General features: G+C 73.4%; 13 protein-coding genes and 1 tRNA gene. 8 read left to right on the plus strand and 6 right to left on the minus strand.

The window, feature by feature from the left end; all coding sequences use genetic code 11:
• Positions 1-4: 4 nt before the first annotated feature.
• The 3 genes from ABT093_RS05195 to ABT093_RS05205 form a co-directional block, all read right to left on the minus strand.
• Entirely contained in the window at positions 5-1,252 is a 1,248-nt protein-coding gene (locus ABT093_RS05195) for an HTTM domain-containing protein (protein WP_502884124.1), read from the minus strand.
• On the minus strand, positions 1,249-1,989 hold the full coding sequence (locus ABT093_RS05200) for a DUF5819 family protein (protein WP_350560532.1): 741 nt from the start codon (positions 1,987-1,989) through the stop codon (positions 1,249-1,251). Before ABT093_RS05200 ends, ABT093_RS05195 begins: the two co-directional genes overlap by 4 nt.
• Before the next feature lie 120 nt (positions 1,990-2,109).
• Positions 2,110-3,282 (minus strand): rhodanese-like domain-containing protein, encoded by a 1,173-nt coding sequence (locus ABT093_RS05205; protein ID WP_350560534.1) that lies wholly within the window; start codon positions 3,280-3,282, stop codon positions 2,110-2,112.
• Between the two features lie 242 nt (positions 3,283-3,524).
• Between ABT093_RS05205 and ABT093_RS05210 the strand changes: the two genes are divergently transcribed.
• A complete protein-coding gene (locus ABT093_RS05210) occupies positions 3,525-6,314 on the plus strand; it encodes an ATP-binding SpoIIE family protein phosphatase (RefSeq protein WP_350560536.1) in 2,790 nt (929 codons plus the stop codon).
• A 41-nt stretch (positions 6,315-6,355) separates the two neighbouring features.
• Here ABT093_RS05210 and ABT093_RS05215 read toward each other — a convergent pair whose 3' ends face one another.
• Together ABT093_RS05215 and ABT093_RS05220 are read right to left on the minus strand one after the other, a co-directional pair.
• Complete coding sequence (locus ABT093_RS05215; RefSeq protein ID WP_350560538.1) at positions 6,356-7,120, minus strand: hypothetical protein; 765 nt, start codon at positions 7,118-7,120, stop codon at positions 6,356-6,358.
• Positions 7,121-7,340: 220 nt separating this feature from the next.
• Positions 7,341-9,110, minus strand: a complete 1,770-nt coding sequence (locus ABT093_RS05220; RefSeq protein ID WP_350560624.1) for a phosphatidylglycerol lysyltransferase domain-containing protein — start codon at positions 9,108-9,110, stop codon at positions 7,341-7,343.
• A gap of 359 nt (positions 9,111-9,469) precedes the next feature.
• Here ABT093_RS05220 and ABT093_RS05225 point away from each other — a divergent pair, with 359 nt between their 5' ends.
• Positions 9,470-10,123 carry a response regulator gene (locus ABT093_RS05225; protein ID WP_502884131.1) on the plus strand — a complete coding sequence of 218 codons (654 nt, stop codon included), beginning with the start codon at positions 9,470-9,472 and terminating at the stop codon, positions 10,121-10,123.
• A complete protein-coding gene (locus ABT093_RS05230; protein ID WP_350560540.1) occupies positions 10,120-11,262 on the plus strand; it encodes a sensor histidine kinase in 1,143 nt (380 codons plus the stop codon). The genes ABT093_RS05225 and ABT093_RS05230 overlap by 4 nt, the downstream gene beginning before the upstream one ends.
• 118 nt (positions 11,263-11,380) lie before the next feature.
• Here the strand turns inward: ABT093_RS05230 and ABT093_RS05235 are convergent.
• Positions 11,381-11,464: transfer RNA gene (locus ABT093_RS05235), tRNA-Leu, on the minus strand.
• Between the two features lie 415 nt (positions 11,465-11,879).
• On the opposite strand from ABT093_RS05235, the gene ABT093_RS05240 reads away from it, so the two are divergent.
• The 5 genes from ABT093_RS05240 (at position 11,880) to ABT093_RS05260 (ending at position 18,008) form a co-directional block, all read left to right on the plus strand.
• Positions 11,880-12,743 carry an FHA domain-containing protein gene (locus ABT093_RS05240; protein ID WP_350560542.1) on the plus strand — a complete coding sequence of 288 codons (864 nt, stop codon included), beginning with the start codon at positions 11,880-11,882 and terminating at the stop codon, positions 12,741-12,743.
• A 13-nt stretch (positions 12,744-12,756) separates the two neighbouring features.
• On the plus strand, positions 12,757-13,290 hold the full coding sequence (locus ABT093_RS05245) for an FHA domain-containing protein FhaB/FipA (RefSeq protein WP_350560544.1): 534 nt from the start codon (positions 12,757-12,759) through the stop codon (positions 13,288-13,290).
• A gap of 53 nt (positions 13,291-13,343) precedes the next feature.
• Positions 13,344-15,020, plus strand: a complete 1,677-nt coding sequence (locus ABT093_RS05250; RefSeq protein WP_350560546.1) for a PP2C family protein-serine/threonine phosphatase — start codon at positions 13,344-13,346, stop codon at positions 15,018-15,020.
• Between the two features lie 112 nt (positions 15,021-15,132).
• Positions 15,133-16,554: an FtsW/RodA/SpoVE family cell cycle protein gene (locus ABT093_RS05255; RefSeq protein WP_502884132.1), complete on the plus strand. Its 1,422-nt coding sequence runs from the start codon at positions 15,133-15,135 to the stop codon at positions 16,552-16,554.
• A complete protein-coding gene (locus ABT093_RS05260) occupies positions 16,551-18,008 on the plus strand; it encodes a peptidoglycan D,D-transpeptidase FtsI family protein (protein ID WP_350560548.1) in 1,458 nt (485 codons plus the stop codon). Before ABT093_RS05255 ends, ABT093_RS05260 begins: the two co-directional genes overlap by 4 nt.
• The last annotated feature ends 246 nt before the right edge of the window (positions 18,009-18,254 follow it).

The raw sequence follows: 18,254 nt of genomic DNA on the forward strand, positions 1-18,254 counted from the left end.
CAGCTTAGTGGGGCCTCCCCGGCCGGATCCGCGCGACCCGCACCCCGGCCCACAGCAGTGCCGCCGTCGGCAGGAACACCGCGTCCGCCGCGATCATCGCCAGGGAGAACACCGGCAGTCCGAGCAGCACCGCGATCCCCACGTGCTCGGCCATCATCACCACCAGCAGCGCGTTCTTGATCCGCCGGTTCACCAGCGTGAACGGGAACGCCACCTGGAGCAGCACCGTCCCGTAGGTGATCAGGAACACCGGCAGCAGCGCCCCGCCGACCAGCCCGGACAGCCCCGGCCAGGGCGTGAAGTAGTCCAGGTGCAGCGGGTAGTACAGCGCGGTGCCGTCCTGCCAGCGCGAGCCCTGCACCTTGTACCAGCCCGCCGTGGCGTAGATCAGCACCACCTCGACGGCGATCACCAGCATCGCGCAGTTGTGCGTCATGGTCGCCAGCGCGTCCAGCACCGCCCGGGTCTCGCCGCGCGGCGCCACCCGGTCCACCAGCCACCGGAGCCCGGCCACCGCCCAGAGCGCCCAGAACAGCGGCCCCCAGCCGACGTAGGGGAAGGCCGGCGCCGTCCAGTCCAGGCTGCTCCCGGAGAACTCCCCCAGCTGACAGACCAGCAGCACCGCCCCGAGCACCGCCCAGAGCACCGGCCCGGCCGCCCCGTCCCGCCCGGACCGCACCCGCCGGGCGTCCAGCGACCACACCTCGGCGCACCGGGTGAAGACCAGGTAGACCGCCATCAGGTGGACGATGTTGTCGCCGCCGTCGCCGAGGAAGACGTTGCGGTTCTGCAGCGACAGCACGGTGACCAGGAACAGCACCGTCGCCGCCCTGGTCCGCCAGCCGAGCAGCACGGCCAGCGCGGCCAGCACCGCCAGGTGGTAGACCAGCTCGAACCAGGGCCGGCCGCCGAACCAGGGCAGCACCGTCAGCGCCCCGTTGTCGGCCAGCAGCTGCTCCGCCAGCTCCGCCGACCAGGGCGAGGTGTCGCCGTACAGCAGCCGCCGTTCGGGCCACTCGCGCAGCAGGTACGCCAGCCAGACCAGCCCGAAGCCGATCCGCACCGTCGCCGCCTGGTAGCGCCCGAGCACCCGGCCGGAGAACACCGCGAACGCCCGGGCGGCGAGCCCGGCCGGGTGCGGCAGGTGCGGACCCTCCGGCGCGCCCCGGCCGGCCGCCGGGCCGTTCTGGCGGGGGATCCCGTCGAGCAGCCGCTCGTGCTCCCGCGCCCCCACCGGGCCGGTGCCGCTCACCGCAGCCCCCGCAGGTCCTCGTCCCGCACCGGCCACCAGGGCAGCTCGCGCACCGTGGGTTCGGGCGGCGCCGCCTCCCCGCTCCAGCGCGGCGGCGCGACGGTCGCCGTGGTCACCCTCAGCTCGACCGCCACCACCGGCCGCCCGGCCACGCTGCGGCCGATCCGCTGCACCGCGATCCGCTTCAGGTACTCCTCGGCGAGCCGCCCGCGCTCCGTGGTCCGCGACTCGTCCTGCGCGCTGTGCGACCCGTCGTAGAAGTCCCAGGCCCGGCGCAGCAGGTTCTGGTCGGCGTGGCTGGGCGCCGGATTGCCCCGGATCGCCGCGATGTCCTGCGCGGTCAGCCCCACCCAGTCGTGGACCACCGGGTCCCCGTCCGCCGACACCGTGCGCACCCGGGCGTCCACCGCGACGTTCTGCTGCAGCGGGTTGGGCGCGAACAGCTTCCAGTTCTGCTCGAACTCCGGGTAGATCAGGCCGTCCAGCTGCTCCCGGTACTCCCGGGAGAGCGGATTGGCGGGCGCCACGTGCAGGAAGACCGCACCGAGGAACAGCCCGGTGGCCGCCGGCAACAGGACGGCGGCCGCGCCCAGGACGACCCGGGCGGGCACCGACCAGCCCCGGCGGACGGGCGGTTCCGGTGTGCCCTCGGCGTTCTCGGCCTGCTCGGCCTGCTGGGCGTGCTCGGCGTGCTCGGCGTGCTGGGCGTGCTCGGCGTCCTCGGCACTCTCGGCCATGAACTCCCCCGGGGACGGGTGGGGCCGGCACCGCGCCGGCCCGGTCGCGCGCCCATCCTGCCCTACTCCCGGCGCCCGGCGGAGCCCCCGGTTCTCCCGGTCCCCGCCCCGCGGCACGGACTACAGGACGAAGGCGTCCCGCCCGTCGCTGCTCACCATCGGACGGCCCGCGCCGTCCCAGGCGTACATCCCGCCGTCCACGTTGACGGCGTCCCGGCCGTTCTGCACCAGGTACTGGACGACCTGGGCGGAACGCCCGCCGACCCGGCAGAGCACGTACAGCTTCGCGTCCGGCAGCTCGCCGATCCGCGCGACCACCTCGCCGATCGGGATGTGCAGCGCGCCGTCCACGTGCCCGGCGTCCCACTCGTCCTGCTCCCGGACGTCCAGCAGGGCGGCGTCGGCGGGCACGGCGGCGGCGTCGATGGTGGGGATCTGCGCGAACATCGTCTGGTTCTCCTGCGGGTCGGGATCGGCCCCGCCATTGTCCCCCACCGGCCGGGGCCCCATCAGGCGCTCCAGCTCGGCCTGCTGGGCGGCGGCCTTGGCCAGCAGCTGCTCGGCCAGCTCGGTCAGCAGCCCGTCCGGGTCCTGCGGGGAGAGCGCCAGCAGCTCGCCCATCGCGCTGCGCTCCAGCCGGACCTGCTCGGCGGCGAGCTCGCCGATCCGGCCGGTCAGCCACTCCAGCCGGCGGCGCAGCCAGCCGAGCCGGTCGGGGGAGTCGACGGCGGGCGCCGCCTCGGGCGCGGTGGACCACTCGGCCGCCAGCGCCTCCAGCGCGCCGGTGTCGCCGTACGCGTAGGCCTCGTTGACCCGGGCCAGGAACGCCGCCCGGCGCTGCTGCTCCCGCGGGTCGGTGGAGAGGTCCGGGTGGGCACGGCGGACCAGCTCCCGGTAGATCCGCTGGGCATCCCGGCCGGGCCGCACCCGGGCGGGGGCGGCGGGCGGCGGCGGGGCCTGCTCCTGCTCGCCCCGCTCCCGGACGCTGTCGAACAGCGCGTCCAGGTCCGGCAGGTCCTCGACCCGCTGCCGCGCCTCGTGGGCCCGCCGCAGGTCCTCCGGGTCCCCGGTGCGGACGGCCACCGCCTCGGCGAGCAGCGCGTCCAGCTCGTCCAGCCGGGCGTACAGCGGCCCGAGCAGCTGGTGGTGGATCAGCGCGAAGTTGTCGATCTCGACCCGCAGCGTGCGCACGTCGACGTCCATGGTGAGCCAGGCGAGCTCGGCGGCCTCGACCCGCTCCTCCAGCTCCTGCTGCTCCGGGTCCGTCCAGCGGACCGGGATCTGCGCGCTCACCTCTCGCCTCCTCCTGCGTGCCGTCCTGCGACCCTACCGCCCGCCCGCGCCGTGCCACGCGGGGTGGACGGGGAGTGCGGACCGGCGCACGGCACGTGACACGCAACTGATACCGAGGAATCTCCCCGTTTCGCTATCGACTCCCGGCCCGTCCGTGCTTCGCTGGTATCCGCACAGCATGCCTTCCTCCGGAGAAACGGCCGTCTCCCGACGTGGCGGCCAGGCGGGAGCAGACCGAATCCATGGTGGACGATCCCAACTCCACACCGCGTCCGGCGGGTACCGACCCGGGGCCCGGCACCGCACCGGGTGACCAGCCGTCAGGGGTGGTCGCCCTGGTCCGGCTCGCCCTCGTGCTGGTCGACCGCGGCGGGCGGGTCGCCCAGTGGAGCCGGGCCGCCGAGGAGCTGTTCGGACACCGCGCCGACGCCGTCCACGACCGCCCGGCGGCCGGCCTGCTGCCCGCCGCCGATCCGCGCAGCGTGCCCGGCCCGGCCGCGCTCCCGGCCACCGGCCGCCGCCGCGACACCTTCGCCACCCTCACCCAGCTGACCGCGCCCGGCACCGCCTGGGCGGGCCGGCTGCCCGTGGTCGACCGCGAGGAGCACCTGCGGGACGTGCTCTGGTGGGCCTACCCGGTGGACGGCCCGGCCGGCGGGCTGCTGGCCCTGGCCGCCGACGCCCGTCCGCTGCGCTCCGCCGGCCCCCGGCTGGCCGTCGGCGAGCGGCTGCTGCCGTTCGCCGCCGCCCCCGGCGCACTGGGCGGCTTCCACCGGCTCTCCGCCGCGCTGACCACCGCCGGCCGGCCGGTGCCCGAGGCGCTCGCCGCCCTGCTTCCCGGCTCCGCCGAACGCCGCGGACCGCTGCTCGCCGCCCTGGCCCGGGCCGGGCTCCCGGCCCTGCGGCTGGACCCGACCACCGTGCTGCCGCTGCGCCCGGCCGACCCGGCGGTCGGCACCGCGCACGCCGCCGCCGGGATCGGCCGCCGCTACCCGACCGCGCAACAGCGCACCGCCCGGCTCGGCCCGCCGCCGCAGCCCGAGCAGTCCGCGCCCGGCCGACGCCCGGCCGGACCGCTGCCCGCCCAGCGCGAAGCCGCCGCCGCGCAGGCCGCGGCGCAGGGCGCGGCCCCTTCCGCGGCCGCCCCGGGCGCCGCCCCTTCCGCCGCCCCGACCGCGGCGGGCCTCGGCACACCGGCCACCGGCCCGGTCGTCCCGGCCCCGCCGAGAGGAGGCACCACCATCGAACAGACCACCGTCGGGCCGCCCGCCACCGGGCACCGGCTCCACCCGGGCGAGCCGGCCGCACCGCCCGCCGCCGTACCGGCGCCCGCCCCCGCGCCGCCGGCCGGCAGGTTCGGCCCGTTCCTCACCAACGGCCACGCCGGCGAGCAGCTGGCCCTGCTCAACGAGGTCGGCGGCAAGGTCGGCACCACCCTCGACCTCGGCTTCACCGCCCACGAGCTGTGCCGGGTACTCGTCCCCCGGGTCGCCGACTTCGCCTGCGTCGACCTCGTCGACGGCCTGATCTCCGACTCCGAACTGCCCGAGGCCCGCCCGGACGACGACACGATGCTCCGCCGGGTCGCGCTCGCCCGCAACGAGTCCGGCGGCCAGTGGGACCACGTGCTCGCCGAGGGCTCGCTGGTCGCCATGCCCCGCCGCACCCCGCCCGGCATGGCCCTCCAGCTCAACCAGCCGGTGCTGGTCCCGGTGGTCACCCGGGACGTCGCCGTCGACTACGCCGCCGCACTCGGCGGCCCGGAACTCGTCCCGGTGGTCTCCGGCCGCTCGATGCTGGTGGTGCCGCTCTCCGCCCGCGGCACCGTGCTCGGCATCCTCAAGCTGCTCCGGCTCCCCGACCGGGGCCCCTTCGACGAGGGCGACGCCGCCACCCTCAAGGAGCTGGCCGCCCGGGCCGCGCTGTCGCTCGACAACGCCCGGCTGCACCGGGCCGAGGCCCGGGTCGCCACCACCCTCCAGCGGTCGATGATCCCGACCCGCCCACCGCAGATCCCCGGCGTCCAGATCGCCCACCGCTACCTGCCCGGCGACTCCCGGGCCGAGGTCGGCGGCGACTGGTTCGACGCGATCCAGCTGCCCGGCAGCCGGGTCGCCCTGGTGGTCGGCGACGTCATGGGCCACGGTCTGCACTCGGCCGCCGCGATGGGCCGCTTCCGCACCGCCATGCAGACCCTGGCCGCCCTCGACCTCCCGCCCGGCCAGCTGCTGCGGCACCTGGACAACCTGGCCCACAAGCTCGGCGACGACCACCTCGCCACCTGCCTGTACGCGGTCTACGACCCGATCAACCGGACCTGCGAGCTGGCCAGCGCCGGCCACGTCCCGCCGGTCCTGGTGCACCCGGACGGCACCGGCGAGCTGCTGGAGATCCCGGCCGGCGCCCCGATCGGCGTGGGCGGGGTCCCGTTCGTCGCCAAGACCATCGACGTCTCGGACGGCTCGATGCTGGTGCTGTGCACCGACGGCCTGGTCGAGGTGCGGGGCGGCGACATAGGAGCCGGGCTGGCCGCGCTCTGCGGGAACCTCATCGACCCCCGGCAGAGCCCCGAGCAGGCCTGCGACGTGGTCCTGGACCGGCTGCACTCGGACGACCGCAAGGACGACGTCGCGCTGCTGGTGGCCCGCTTCGACGGGGTCCCGCCGAGCGAGGTCGCCACCTGGGACCTCACCGTCGACCAGCGCGAGGTCGGCCGCGCCCGCGCCCTGGTCCGCGAGCAGCTCGCCGCCTGGCACCTGGAGCCGCTCAGCGACACCGTCGTGCTGCTGGTCAGCGAGCTGGTCACCAACGCCGTCCGGGTCGCCCGCGACCGGGTCCAGCTCCAGCTGATCCGGGTCGACAAGCTGCTGGTCGAGGTCAGCGACGACAACCACAACCTGCCGTCGCTGGAGCCCGCCGAACAGCTCGGCGAGACCGGCCGCGGCCTCACCCTGGTCACCAAACTCGCCGAACGCTGGGGCACCGCCCGCAAGGCGGTGGGCAAGGTCGTCTGGTTCGAACTGCCTCTCTGACTGGAGCCCACTCGCCTCCGGGGTCGCGGTGCCCTCGCGGGCTACGGCACCGCGGCGCCGGCCGGGGTGCGGCGGCGGGCCTCGGTGGCCGCCTCCAGTGAGACGGTGGCGGCCGCCACCACGGTGGCCGCGCCGACCCCGGCCAGCACCCGCGGCCAGAAGTCCCCGAACACCTCCACCGAGACCGCGATCAGCAGCGCCGCGATCACCGCGACCACGTGCTCCATGCCCGCCAGGTTCGGCAGCACGACCGCCTCGCCGACCATCAGCGCCACCACCAGCCCGGCGGTGAACCAGGCCCGGCAGCGGAACGCGATGCAGATCGCCAGCGCCACCACCGCGGCCGACGGCCCGGTGTCCCGCACGTGCGCGACCCACTTCGGGAACCCGAAGAGGTGGTCGGGCCCGATCGCCACGCCGACCCGGGCGAACAGCGTCCCGGCCAGGGTGCAGGTGTACGCCACCACCAGGGTCAGCCGCCGGCCGAGCACGATCTCGGCGATCCCGAAGACCACGAAGACCTGCGCCAGCGCACCCCACACCGGCAGGTCCAGGGCCGGCACGTACAGCGACAGCGGCGTCCGCAGCAGCGAGACCTCCAGCGGCAGCGCCGCCTTCACCACCCCGATCTGGGTGACGAAGCGCTCCCCGCCCGGCAGGTGCTGGACGATGCTGAACATCAGAATCAGGCAGGTCGCCGCGGTGGCCAACGGGACGGCCGCGAACTTCTTTCGCGCCACCTGCTCCCGGACGGTACCGAACAGCGTTCCCCACTCGGCGACAGCGGCCTCTTTGGCAATAGCCACCGGCCCCTTTCGCACGCCCCCCGCGTGGGTCCTCCGCATCACAACCCGTTCTCCGAATCCCCGTTGGCGCGAGCGCCCTTCCCGACTACCCCCACATTAGAAGCCGCTTAACGAATCCACATCGGCATTTGTGCCGATCCCCGTCATCCTCAGGAGGGAGGAGCCACCCCGAAATCCCCCCATCCGGATGACCGGGCCCCTCCGCCCCCCGGCGGAGGGTCTACCCCTTCCCGCCCCGTGCCGCCACCGGCACGCGGGGCGCCTGCACGGCGGGCGGCCCCTGGTGCCGGCGACGGAACAGCGCGGGCAGGCTCGGTGCGGTGATGAAGCCCTCGGCCCGGGCACTGGCGATGCCGATCCGCGGAATCTCGCTGCTCTTCTCGAAGAGCAGATAACGCGGCTCCCAGATCGGGCGGTACTTGGCGTTGGCACGGTAGAGCGATTCGATCTGCCACCAGCGCGAGAAGAAGCCGAGAACGGAACGCCACAGCCGCAGCACCGGCCCGGCACCGAGCTTCGAGCCGCGCTCGAAAACGGAACGGAACATGGCGAAGTTCAGCGAGACCCTGGCCAGATTCACCTCGCGGGCACGCTGCAGGAGTTCGATCACCATGAACTCCATCAGGCCGTTCTCGGTGTCCCGGGCCCGGCGCATGAGGTCCAGCGAGAGCCCCTGCGCACCCCACGGCACGAAGCTGAGCAGCGCCTTCAGCTCACCGTCGGCGTCGTGGCACTCCAGCATCACGCAGCGCCCGTCGCCCGGGTCGCCGAGCCGGCCCAGCGCCATCGAGAAGCCGCGCTCGGTCGCACCGTCGCGCCACTGGTCGGCCTTGGCGACCAGGTCGGCCATCTCGCTCTCGGGGATCTCCTCGTGGCGGCGGATCCGCACCGTGTACCCGGCCCGCTTGACCCGGTTGTACGCCTGGCGCACCACCCGCATCGCCCGGCCGTCCAGCGAGAACTCGTCCAGTTCGACGATCGCCTCGTCGCCCAGCTCCAGCGCGTCCAGGCCGTGCCGGGCGTAGATCACACCGGCCTCCTCGGAGGCGCCCATCACGGCCGGTGCCCAGGCGTGCTCGCGGGCCTCGGACAGCCAGGCGTCGATCGCGCCCGGCCAGGCCTCCGGATCGCCGATGGGGTCGCCGGAAGCCAGCGAGACACCGCCGACCACCCGGTAGGCGACCGCCGCCTTGCCGCTCGGCGAGAAGATCACCGCCTTGTCCCGGCGCAGCGCGAAGTAGCCCAGCGAGTCCCGCTCGCCCTGCTTGTCCAGCAGCACCCGCAGCCGCTGCTCGTCCTCGGCGGTGAGCAGCTCGTTGCCCCGCGGGCTGCGGAAGGCCACGTAGAGGACGAGCAGGAAGAGCAGCGCGCCCATCGCGTTGATGACCGCGTTCACCCAGGTCGGCGCGTCGATCACGGAGCGCAGGTGCTCGGACGGGGTGATCGTGATCATCCGGCCGACCGAGTAGCGGAACATGTCCCAGAAGTCCGCGGCGGGCAGATTGTTGGTCAGCGCGACCAGCGCGGCGCCGACCACACCGCCGAAGCCGAGGCCGGCCACGAAGGTGGCGGCGGCGGTCTTCGGGTTGGAGCGGTCGCCCTTGGAGGTGAACTCCTTCCGGCCGACCAGCAGCGCCAGCACGAAACCGCAGGTCAGCACGGTGGAGACATAGTTCAGCGGGTGCCGGTCGAAGCCCTCGCCGGGCAGCGACATGGCGGCCAGGTAGAGCAGGGCGAACAGGCCGGCCAGCGCGATGTTGAAGATCCACGCGGCCCGCTTGCGGCGGCGCATGGCGATCGCCAGGAAGACCGAGAGCACCGCGCTGCTCAGGCCCGCGGTCATCAGGTACGGGGTGAAGTACTCGCCCTCGTTGTGCGTCTCGACCTGGTCGCGGAACTGCGCCAGGACCACGGTGACGATGTTCAGCAGGGCGATCAGCCGCAGGTACCAGACGGTCGCCGCGGCGGCCCGCGGGCGCCAGCGCGCCATCACGGCGCCGGGCTCCGACCCGGACCCGGTGGGGGAGGTGGACGGCTCCGGCTTCACAGTGGACGACACAGCTCAATTCCAAACGATCAGGTGGTGGGTCGCATCCGCACGCGACCCGGCTGGACACCCACCTCGGCCGGCAGGCCGACTGAGCGGCAGCCAATTCCATGGTTCCCCACCGACAGTGAGAATTGCGTGAACCGGGTAGCGGATTCACACCCCCGCCGTTCGGCGGGGGTCGCCCGGCCGGTCCGGGCCCGGCGAAGCCGCCGGTCAGGCCCTACCCTCGATTCCAGTCATGCGGACCGGCCCGGCCCGGCCGCCGAACCGAGGAGGGCCCCATCGCCACCACCCGCGTGCTGATCGTGGACGACGAGATCCTGGTCCGGTCGGGGCTGGGCCTCATCGTCGGCTCCGCCCCCGACCTGGAGGTGGTCGGCGACTGCTCCGGCGCGCAGACCGAGGAGTGCGTCCGGCGACTGCGTCCGCACGTGGTGCTGCTCGACATCCGGATGCCCGACATGGACGGCATCTCGGTGCTCCGCCGGCTGCGGGCGCTGCCCGACCCGCCGGCCGTGGCGATGCTCACCACCTTCGACACCGAGGAGTACATCGGCACCGCGCTGCGGGCCGGCGCGTCCGGCTTCCTGCTCAAGGACACCGCCCCGGACCAGCTGGTGCACGCCGTACGGGTGCTCGCGGCCGGCGGCAACATCCTCTCCCCCACGGTGACCCGCACGGTGATCGGCGGCTACGTGGACGGCGGCGGCCCGGACGCCGAGGCGGCCACCCTGGCCCGCACCCTGACCGGCCGGGAGCTGGACGTGCTGGCGCTGCTGGGCGAGGGCCTGTCCAACGCCGAGATCGCCGACCGGCTGTTCCTGGGCACCGGCACCGTGAAGGACCACATCAGCGCGATCCTCGGCAAGCTCGGCGCCGCCAACCGGGTCCAGGCGGCCGTGATCGCCCACCGGGCCGGGCTGGTCCGCCCGAAGCCGAGCGACGGGGCATGATCGGCGACGCCGCTCCCGCACGACGTCTGCCGCCCGGGCTCACCGCGCCCTGGCTGATGCTCCTGCTGCCCGCCCTCTACTCGCTGGTGGACGCCGCCCTGGTGGCCCGGGGCGCCCCGCTGTGGCAGAGCCTGCTGTCGGTGGTGGCCGCCGTGGCGCTGCCGTGGCGCCGGCGCTTCCCGGTCACCGTGCTGCTGCTGACCATGCCCGGCAGCTACTTCGACGACATCTGGCTCGCCCCGATCACCGCCGTCTACACGGTGGCCGCCGAACGCCCCCGGCCCCGGGTGGTGGTGCCCTGCGCCACCCTGTTCGCGCTGGTCGAGTTCTTCCACTGGCCGGTCTCCGAGCAGAGCTTCGAGCTCAGCCGGGACACCGCCCTGTACGCCATCCAGTCCGTGATGCTCGCGGCCGGCCCGGCGGCCACCGGCCTGCTCTCCCGGACCCGGCGCGAGCTGGCGTCCCGGCTGGACGAGCTGACCCGCGGGCAGGAGCGGGAGAGCCGGCTGCTCGCCGAGCGGGTGCTCAGCGAGGAGCGCGGCCGGCTCGCCCGGGAGATGCACGACGTGGTCTCGCACCAGGTCAGCCTGATCAGCATCCAGGCCGGCGCGCTCCAGGTGTCCACCCCCGACCCGGGGGCCGCGGGCGTGGCCCGGACCATCCGCGAACTGTCGGTGCGCACCCTGGAGGAGCTGCGCCACATGGTGGGGGTGCTGCGGGCCGGCGGTCCGCGGATGGACACCCCGCTGGCCCCGCAGCCCAGGCTGGCCGACCTGCCCCGGCTGATCGAGGAGAGCGGACTGGCCGCGGACACCGAACTCGTCCCGGGCGACCGCCCCTGGCCGGAGGCGGTCGAGCGGGCCGCCTACCGCACCGTGCAGGAGGCGCTCACCAACATCACCAAGTACGCGCCCGAGGCCGCGGTGCACGTCCGGATCCGGGCCCGCGGACGTCGGCTGCGGGTCGAGGTGCGCAACGACGCGCCGCCGGTGCGCCCCGCGCAGACCCTGCCGGGCGGCGGCCACGGCCTGGTCGGCCTGCGCGAACGGGCGCAACTGCTCGGCGGTTCGCTCACCGCCGGTCCGACTCCGGACGGCGGCTTCGAGGTCCGCGCCGACCTGCCGGCCCCGTCCTCCTGAGCGGTCCTGCCGGGCCGACCTCCCGGGCCGGAGGGGCAGGCCGGCCCGTGGCCGCCGGCGAGGAGAGCCGGAAGAACGAGAAAGCCCCGCAGATCCGAAGATCTGCGGGGCTTCGCTGTGCGCGAGGGGGGAGTTGAACCCCCACGCCCTTTCGGGCACTGGAACCTGAATCCAGCGCGTCTGCCTATTCCGCCACCCGCGCATGGGTGTTTTCCCTGCTTGCCGGGTGATCAGCCGATCCGCTCGGTACCATGTGGCCTTCGCGGTTCTTCGATCGGGCCACCCGGTGGGCGCCCCTTCCGACATGGAAAACAGTAGCACGACCTGCGGCTCACCTCCGAATCCGTTCCCGGGGCGGCCGAGCGCATCCGAACGGATGCCCGGCGAACAGGCGGGCGAAGGGCGGCGGGCCCGCCGGGCGGGAGGCCCTGGCATGTTGCCGCCCGGATGCGTCACCCTGTGTGTCCGAGCACACCCCCGGGCACCACGTGGTCCGGGAACCGTACGGATGGCCCCGGCGTGGATACGATCAGTACGGAAGTACCGCAAGTAGGCACGATCGGCTCCCCGGAGACCGGTCGGCAGGCAGGCGAACGAACCCTGGAAGGGGGTGCCCCATGGGAGTGCTGAAGAAGTTCGAGCAGCGACTTGAGGGTCTCGTCAACGGCACCTTCGCCAAGGTGTTCAAGTCCGAGGTCCAGCCCGTGGAGATCGCCGGTGCGCTGCAGCGCGAGTGCGACAACAACGCGAGCATCTGGAACCGCGACCGCACCGTCGTGCCCAACGACTTCATCGTCGAGCTCAGCCCGCACGACTACGAGCGGCTGAGCCCCTACTCCGGGCAGCTGGGCAACGAGCTGGCCGGCATGGTGCGCGAGTACGCGGAGGCCCAGCGCTACAGCTTCATGGGCCCGCTCCAGGTGAACCTGGAGAAGGCCGAGGACCTCGACACCGGCCTGTACCGGGTGCGCAGCCGCACCCTCGCCGCCGAGGAGCCGCAGCAGCAGGCCCCCCAGCCGACCCAGCCCGGCTACGGGCGCCCGCCGGCCGCACCGGCCCCCGGCGCGCCGTGGCAGCAGCCCGGCGCCGCCCCGTACGGCGCGCCCCCGCCGCCCGCCGCGCCCCCGGCCATGCCCCCCGGCCCGCCCGCCCCGGCCGGCGGCAACGTGCGCCCGTTCCCGGGCGCCGGGCACGGCACCTCGGTCCGCCGCTGGATCGAGGTCAACGGCGCCCGCCACCAGATCTCCGGAAACGCCTGCGTGCTCGGCCGCTCCACCGAGGCCGACGTCCGCATCGACGACCCCGGAGTCTCCCGCAAGCACGCCGAGATCCGGCCCGGCACCCCCTCGATGGTGCTGGACCTCGGGTCCACCAACGGCATCGTGGTGGACGGGCAGCACACCCAGCGCGCTACGCTCCGCGACGGCTCTCGAATCGTCGTGGGCTCCACCACCATCGTCTACCGACAGGTCGAAGGGTAGAGCGGGCGCGGTTATGTCAGAACTGACCCTCACGGTCATGCGGCTGGGTTTCCTGGCCGTGCTGTGGCTGTTCGTGATCGTCGCGGTCCAGGTGATCCGCAGCGACCTGTTCGGCACGCGGGTGAACCCGCGGGCCTCCCGCCGGGGCGGCGGCGCGACCGCGACCGCCCCCGGCCCCTCCGCCGGGCGAGCCCCGCAGGGCCAGCCGCCCGCCGGCGGTCCGGCGACCCAGGGCGGCGGGCGCCGCCGCGGCGCCCCGACCCAGCTCGTCGTGGTCGCGGGCTCGCTGGCCGGCACCACCGTCGCGCTGCAGGGCCAGACCATCACCCTGGGCCGCGCCCACGACTCCACCATCGTGCTGGACGACGACTACGCGTCCTCCCGGCATGCCAGGATCTATCCCGACCAGACTGGGCAGTGGACGGTGGAGGATCTAGGCTCCACCAACGGCACCTATCTGGACCGTCAGCGCCTGACCGCGCCGACCCCGCTCCAGCCGGGCACGCCGATCCGTATCGGCAGGACCGTCATCGAACTGCGGAAGTAGTAGCGCATGAGGGACAGCATCCCGTCCATGACCCAGAGGGGGGCACAGGTCGCATGACCCTGGTGCTGCGCTTCGCCGCCGGCTCCCACAAGGGACTGATCCGGGAGGGGAACGAGGACTCCGGCTATGCCGGCCCGCGGCTGCTGGCCGTGGCCGACGGCATGGGCGGCGCGGCGGCCGGTGAGGTCGCGTCCTCCGAGGTGCTCGGATCGATCGTCCGGCTGGACGAGGACGTACCGGGCGCCGACCTGCTGACCCTGCTCGGCGACGCGGTCCAGGGCGCCAACGACCGGCTCCGCCAGATGGTCGAGGAGGACCCGCAGCTCGAAGGCATGGGCTGCACCCTCACCGCGATGCTCTGGACCGGCCAGCGGATGGGCCTGGTGCACGTCGGCGACTCCCGGGCCTACCTGCTGCGGGACGGCGCGCTGGTCCAGATCACCCAGGACCACACCTGGGTGCAGCGGCTGGTCGACGAGGGCCGGATCACGCCCGAGGAGGCGGAGACCCACCCGCAGCGCTCGCTGCTGATGCGCGCCCTGGACGGCCGGGGCCAGGTCGAGCCCGACCTGTCGATCCGCGAGGTCCGGGCCGGCGACCGCTACCTGATCTGCTCCGACGGCCTCTCCGGCCCGGTCAGCCACCAGACCCTCCAGGACACCCTGGGCAGCTTCTACTCGCCCGAGCAGACCGTGCAGGAGCTGATCCAGCTCGCCCTGCGCGGCGGCGGCCCGGACAACATCACCTGCATCGTGGCGGACGTCCTGGACGTCGGCGCCACGGACACCCTGAGCGGCCAGTTCAACGACGTGCCGGTGGTGGTCGGCGCGGTCGCCGAGACCCCGCCGTCCTCGACCGCCGCCGACCGCTCGATCGCGGACACCCCGGCCGGCCGCGCCGCCGGACTGGGCCGCGGCCCGCAGGGCGCCTTCGGCCCCGCCGAGGGCTTCGGCGCCGGCCACCCGGACGGCCAGGGCGGCTTCGGGCCGGCCGAGGGCTATCCGGAGGGCCGCGGCGGCACCGATCCGGCGGCCTACGGGACCGAGGACTTCGACGACGGGGTGCCCCGCAGGAAGCGCAGGAACCGGGCGCTGACCTTCTCGCTGGTCGGCCTGGTCACCGTGGGCCTGCTCGGCGCGGGCGGCTTCCTCGGCTACCAGTGGACCCAGAGCCAGTACTACGTCGGCGCCGAGGGCGACCACGTCGCCGTCTACCAGGGCGTCAACCAGAGCCTGGCCGGACTGAGCCTGTCCTCGGTGCACACCCCGTACAAGGACATCGAACTCAAGTACCTCCCGCAGGACCAGCGCACCCACGTGACCAACACCATCTCGGCGAGCAGCCTCGGCGACGCCGACGACAAGGTGCGCAAGCTCGGCGAGCAGGCCGCGCTCTGCAAGAAGGTCGCCGACGTCCGGGCCGCCGCCGCCAACCCGGCCGCCCAGGGCACCGCCCCGGTGCCCGGCCAGCAGCCGGCCCAGCAGGCCGCCGGGACGGTGGCGACGCACGCCGGGTTCGTGACGGCCACCACCGCGCCCAGCCCGACCGCCACCGGCCGCGCCCCGGCCGCCGGCGTCCCCACGCCCACCCCGACCGCCGTCGCCACCACCCCGGCCGCCACGCCCGGCCAGGGCGCCGTGGCCCCGGCGGCCCCCGCGGCCCCGCAGGGCGACCTGCCGGGCCTGACCGACGAGGAGCGGCAGCGCGCCGACTCCTGCCCGAAGCCGTGACGGCCGTGCCCCGACCCGGGCCCGCTCCGAGCGGGCCCGCCGGCCGTCAGGGAGCGGCTTGATCGTGAGTACCTTCGATGTGAGCAGCGACGCCAACCGCCGGGATGCCGGCGTGCCGGCCGACCGCGCGTCCTCGCGGCGGCGCCGCAACACCACCATCTCGCCGCAGGCGACCCCGAACCGCCGCAACACCGAGCTGGCGATGCTCGCCTTCGCCGTGGCGCTGCCGGTCCTGGCGTACGCCAACGTGGGCCTGGCGATGGACGGCTCGCTGCCGGCCGGCATGCTCGGCTACGGCCTCGGCATGGGCGCGCTGGCCCTGATCGCCCACCTGCTGATGCGGAAGTTCGCGCCGTACGCGGACCCGCTGATGCTGCCCATCGCCACCCTGCTGAACGGGCTCGGCGTGGTGATGATCTGGCGGCTCGACAAGGCCGGCCCGCTGCTGAAGAGCAACTACCCGGCCGCCGCCAACCAGCTGATGTGGTCGGGCCTGGGCATCGCCCTCTTCATCGCGGTGATGGTCTTCCTGAAGGACCACCGGGTCCTCCAGCGCTACACCTACATCTCGATGGCGGTGGCCCTGGTGCTGCTCGCCGCGCCGGCGTTCTTCCCAGAGCGCAAGGAGGACTTCGGCGCCAAGATCTGGATCCGGATGGGCGCCTTCTCGATCCAGCCCGGTGAGTTCGCCAAGATCATCCTGACCGTGTTCTTCGCCGGCTACCTGATGGTGAAGCGGGACGCCCTGGCGCTGGCCAGCCGCCGGTTCATGGGCCTGTACCTGCCGCGCGGGCGCGACCTCGGCCCGATCATCGTGATCTGGCTGCTCAGCCTGCTCATCCTGATCTTCGAGAACGACCTCGGCTCCTCGTTCCTGTACTTCGGCCTCTTCGTGGTGATGCTCTACGTCGCCACCGAGCGGACCAGCTGGATCGTCGTCGGCCTGCTGATGTCGGTCGGCGGCGCGGTCGCGGTGGCCTCCACCACCAGCCACGTGAAGACCCGCATCGACGCCTGGCTCAACCCGATGGCCGCCTTCGAACCGAAGGCCCCCGGGTATGCCACCGAGCAGATCGGCCAGGCGCTGATGTCCTTCGGCTCCGGCGGGGTGACCGGCTCCGGCCTCGGTCAGGGCCGGTCCTGGCTGATCGGCTTCGCCGCCAAGAGCGACTTCATCCTCGGCTCCTTCGGCGAGGAGCTCGGCCTCACCGGCATGATGGCGATCTTCATGCTGTACGCCCTGCTGATCCAGCGCGGCCTGCGCACCGCGGTCGCCGCCCGCGACCCGTTCGGCAAGCTCCTCGCCGTCGGCCTCTCCTCGGCGATGGCGCTGCAGGTCTTCGTGGTCGCCGGCGGTGTCACCGGCCTGATCCCGCTGACCGGTATGACCATGCCCTTCCTCGCCCAGGGCGGCTCCTCCGTGGTCGCCAACTGGGCGCTCGTCGCGATCCTGCTGAAGATCAGCGACAACGCCCGCCGTCCCGGGGTGGAACACACCCCCACACCCGAGATCCAGGGGGGCACCGCCTCGTGAACAAGCCGATCCGCCGGGTCTCGATCTTCTGCCTCGTGCTGGTCCTGGCCCTCATGGTGCGCACCAACTGGATCCAGGGCGTGCAGGCCGACGCCTGGGCGAGCAACAAGTACAACAAGCGCCAGGTCTACGACCGCTACGCCTACCCGCGCGGCAACATCGTGGTCGACGGCCAGCCGATCACCCAGTCCACCTTCGTGAACGGCCTGCGCTACAAGTACAAGCGCTCCTGGACCGACCCCCAGATGTACGCCCCGGTGACCGGCTACTCCTCGCAGGCCTTCGGTTCCAGCCAGCTGGAGCAGCTGGAGGACGGCATCCTCTCCGGCAGCGACGACCGGCTGTTCTTCCGCAACACCCTGGACATGCTGACCGGCGAGCAGAAGCGCGGCGGCGACGTCGTCACCACGATCAACTCCAAGGCCCAGAAGGCCGCCTTCGAGGGGCTCGGCAACAAGAAGGGCGCGGTCGTCGCCCTCGACCCGAAGACCGGCGCGATCCTCTCCCTGGTCTCCACGCCGTCCTACGACCCGGCCAGCTTCGCCGGCAACGAGGACTCGGACACCAAGGCCTGGACCGACCTCAACGCCGACCCGAACAAGCCGATGCTCAACCGCGCGCTGCGCGAGACCTACCCGCCCGGCTCGACCTTCAAGCTGGTCACCGCGGCGGCGGCGTTCGAGAACGGCCTGTACCAGAACATCGACGACCAGACCCAGACGCCGGACCCGTACACCCTGCCGGGCACCAACTTCGTGCTGAAGAACGAGTCCGAGCAGGAGAGGTGCGGCAACGCCACCATCAAGTCCGGCATGGACCAGTCCTGCAACACGGTGTTCGCCAAGATGGGCGCCGACCTGGGCAAGGACAAGATGCGGGTGCAGGCCGAGAAGTTCGGCTTCAACAGCACCATCGACACCCCGGTCCGCTCCGAGAAGAGCGTCTTCCCGTCCAACTCCACCCCGGACGGCACCGCCCAGGACTCGATCGGCCAGCACGACACCCAGGCCACCCCGCTGCAGATGGCGATGGTCTCGGCGGCGATCGCCAACAACGGCACCCTGATGCAGCCCTACCTGGTGGAGGAGGAGCGCTCCGCCTCGCTGACCACCATCTCCAAGCACGACCCGAAGCAGTTCTCCCAGCCGGTCAGCCCGGCCACCGCGCAGAAGCTGCAGGACCTCATGGTCTCGGTGGTCGAGAACGGCACCGGCAGGAACGCCAGGATCCCCGGCCTGACCGTCGGCGGGAAGACCGGTACCGCCCAGCACGGCGAGGGCAACGCGGGCCTGCCGTTCGCCTGGTTCACCTCCTACGCCAAGGCCGCCGACGGCCGCTCGGTCGCGGTCGCGGTGGTCGTCGAGGACGGCTCCAACAACCGCGACGGCATCAGCGGCGGCCGGCTCGCCGCGCCGATCGCGAAGTCGGTGATGCAGGCCGTCCTGGGCAAGTGACGACGGGCGCCGACCGGTGAGGGATAAGTCACGATCGGGAGCCGTGTCCGCATACCGGTCTGGTATCGGCCTGCGGTCGACTCGGGTCCGGCGCGGTCCGACCGGTAGCGTATCCGCAGCAACGGGTGTGCCCGTTGCCGTCCACGCGGTGCCGGACGGTCCTGACCGCAGAACCACCCGGGGCCCGGACGGCGTCACACGGAGCGTGCGGGGACACCTACGTCACAACCTCACCGGCGTGTGAGG

This window comes from Kitasatospora sp. NPDC002551 (genome assembly GCF_040296005.1).
GTDB lineage: Bacteria > Actinomycetota > Actinomycetes > Streptomycetales > Streptomycetaceae > Kitasatospora.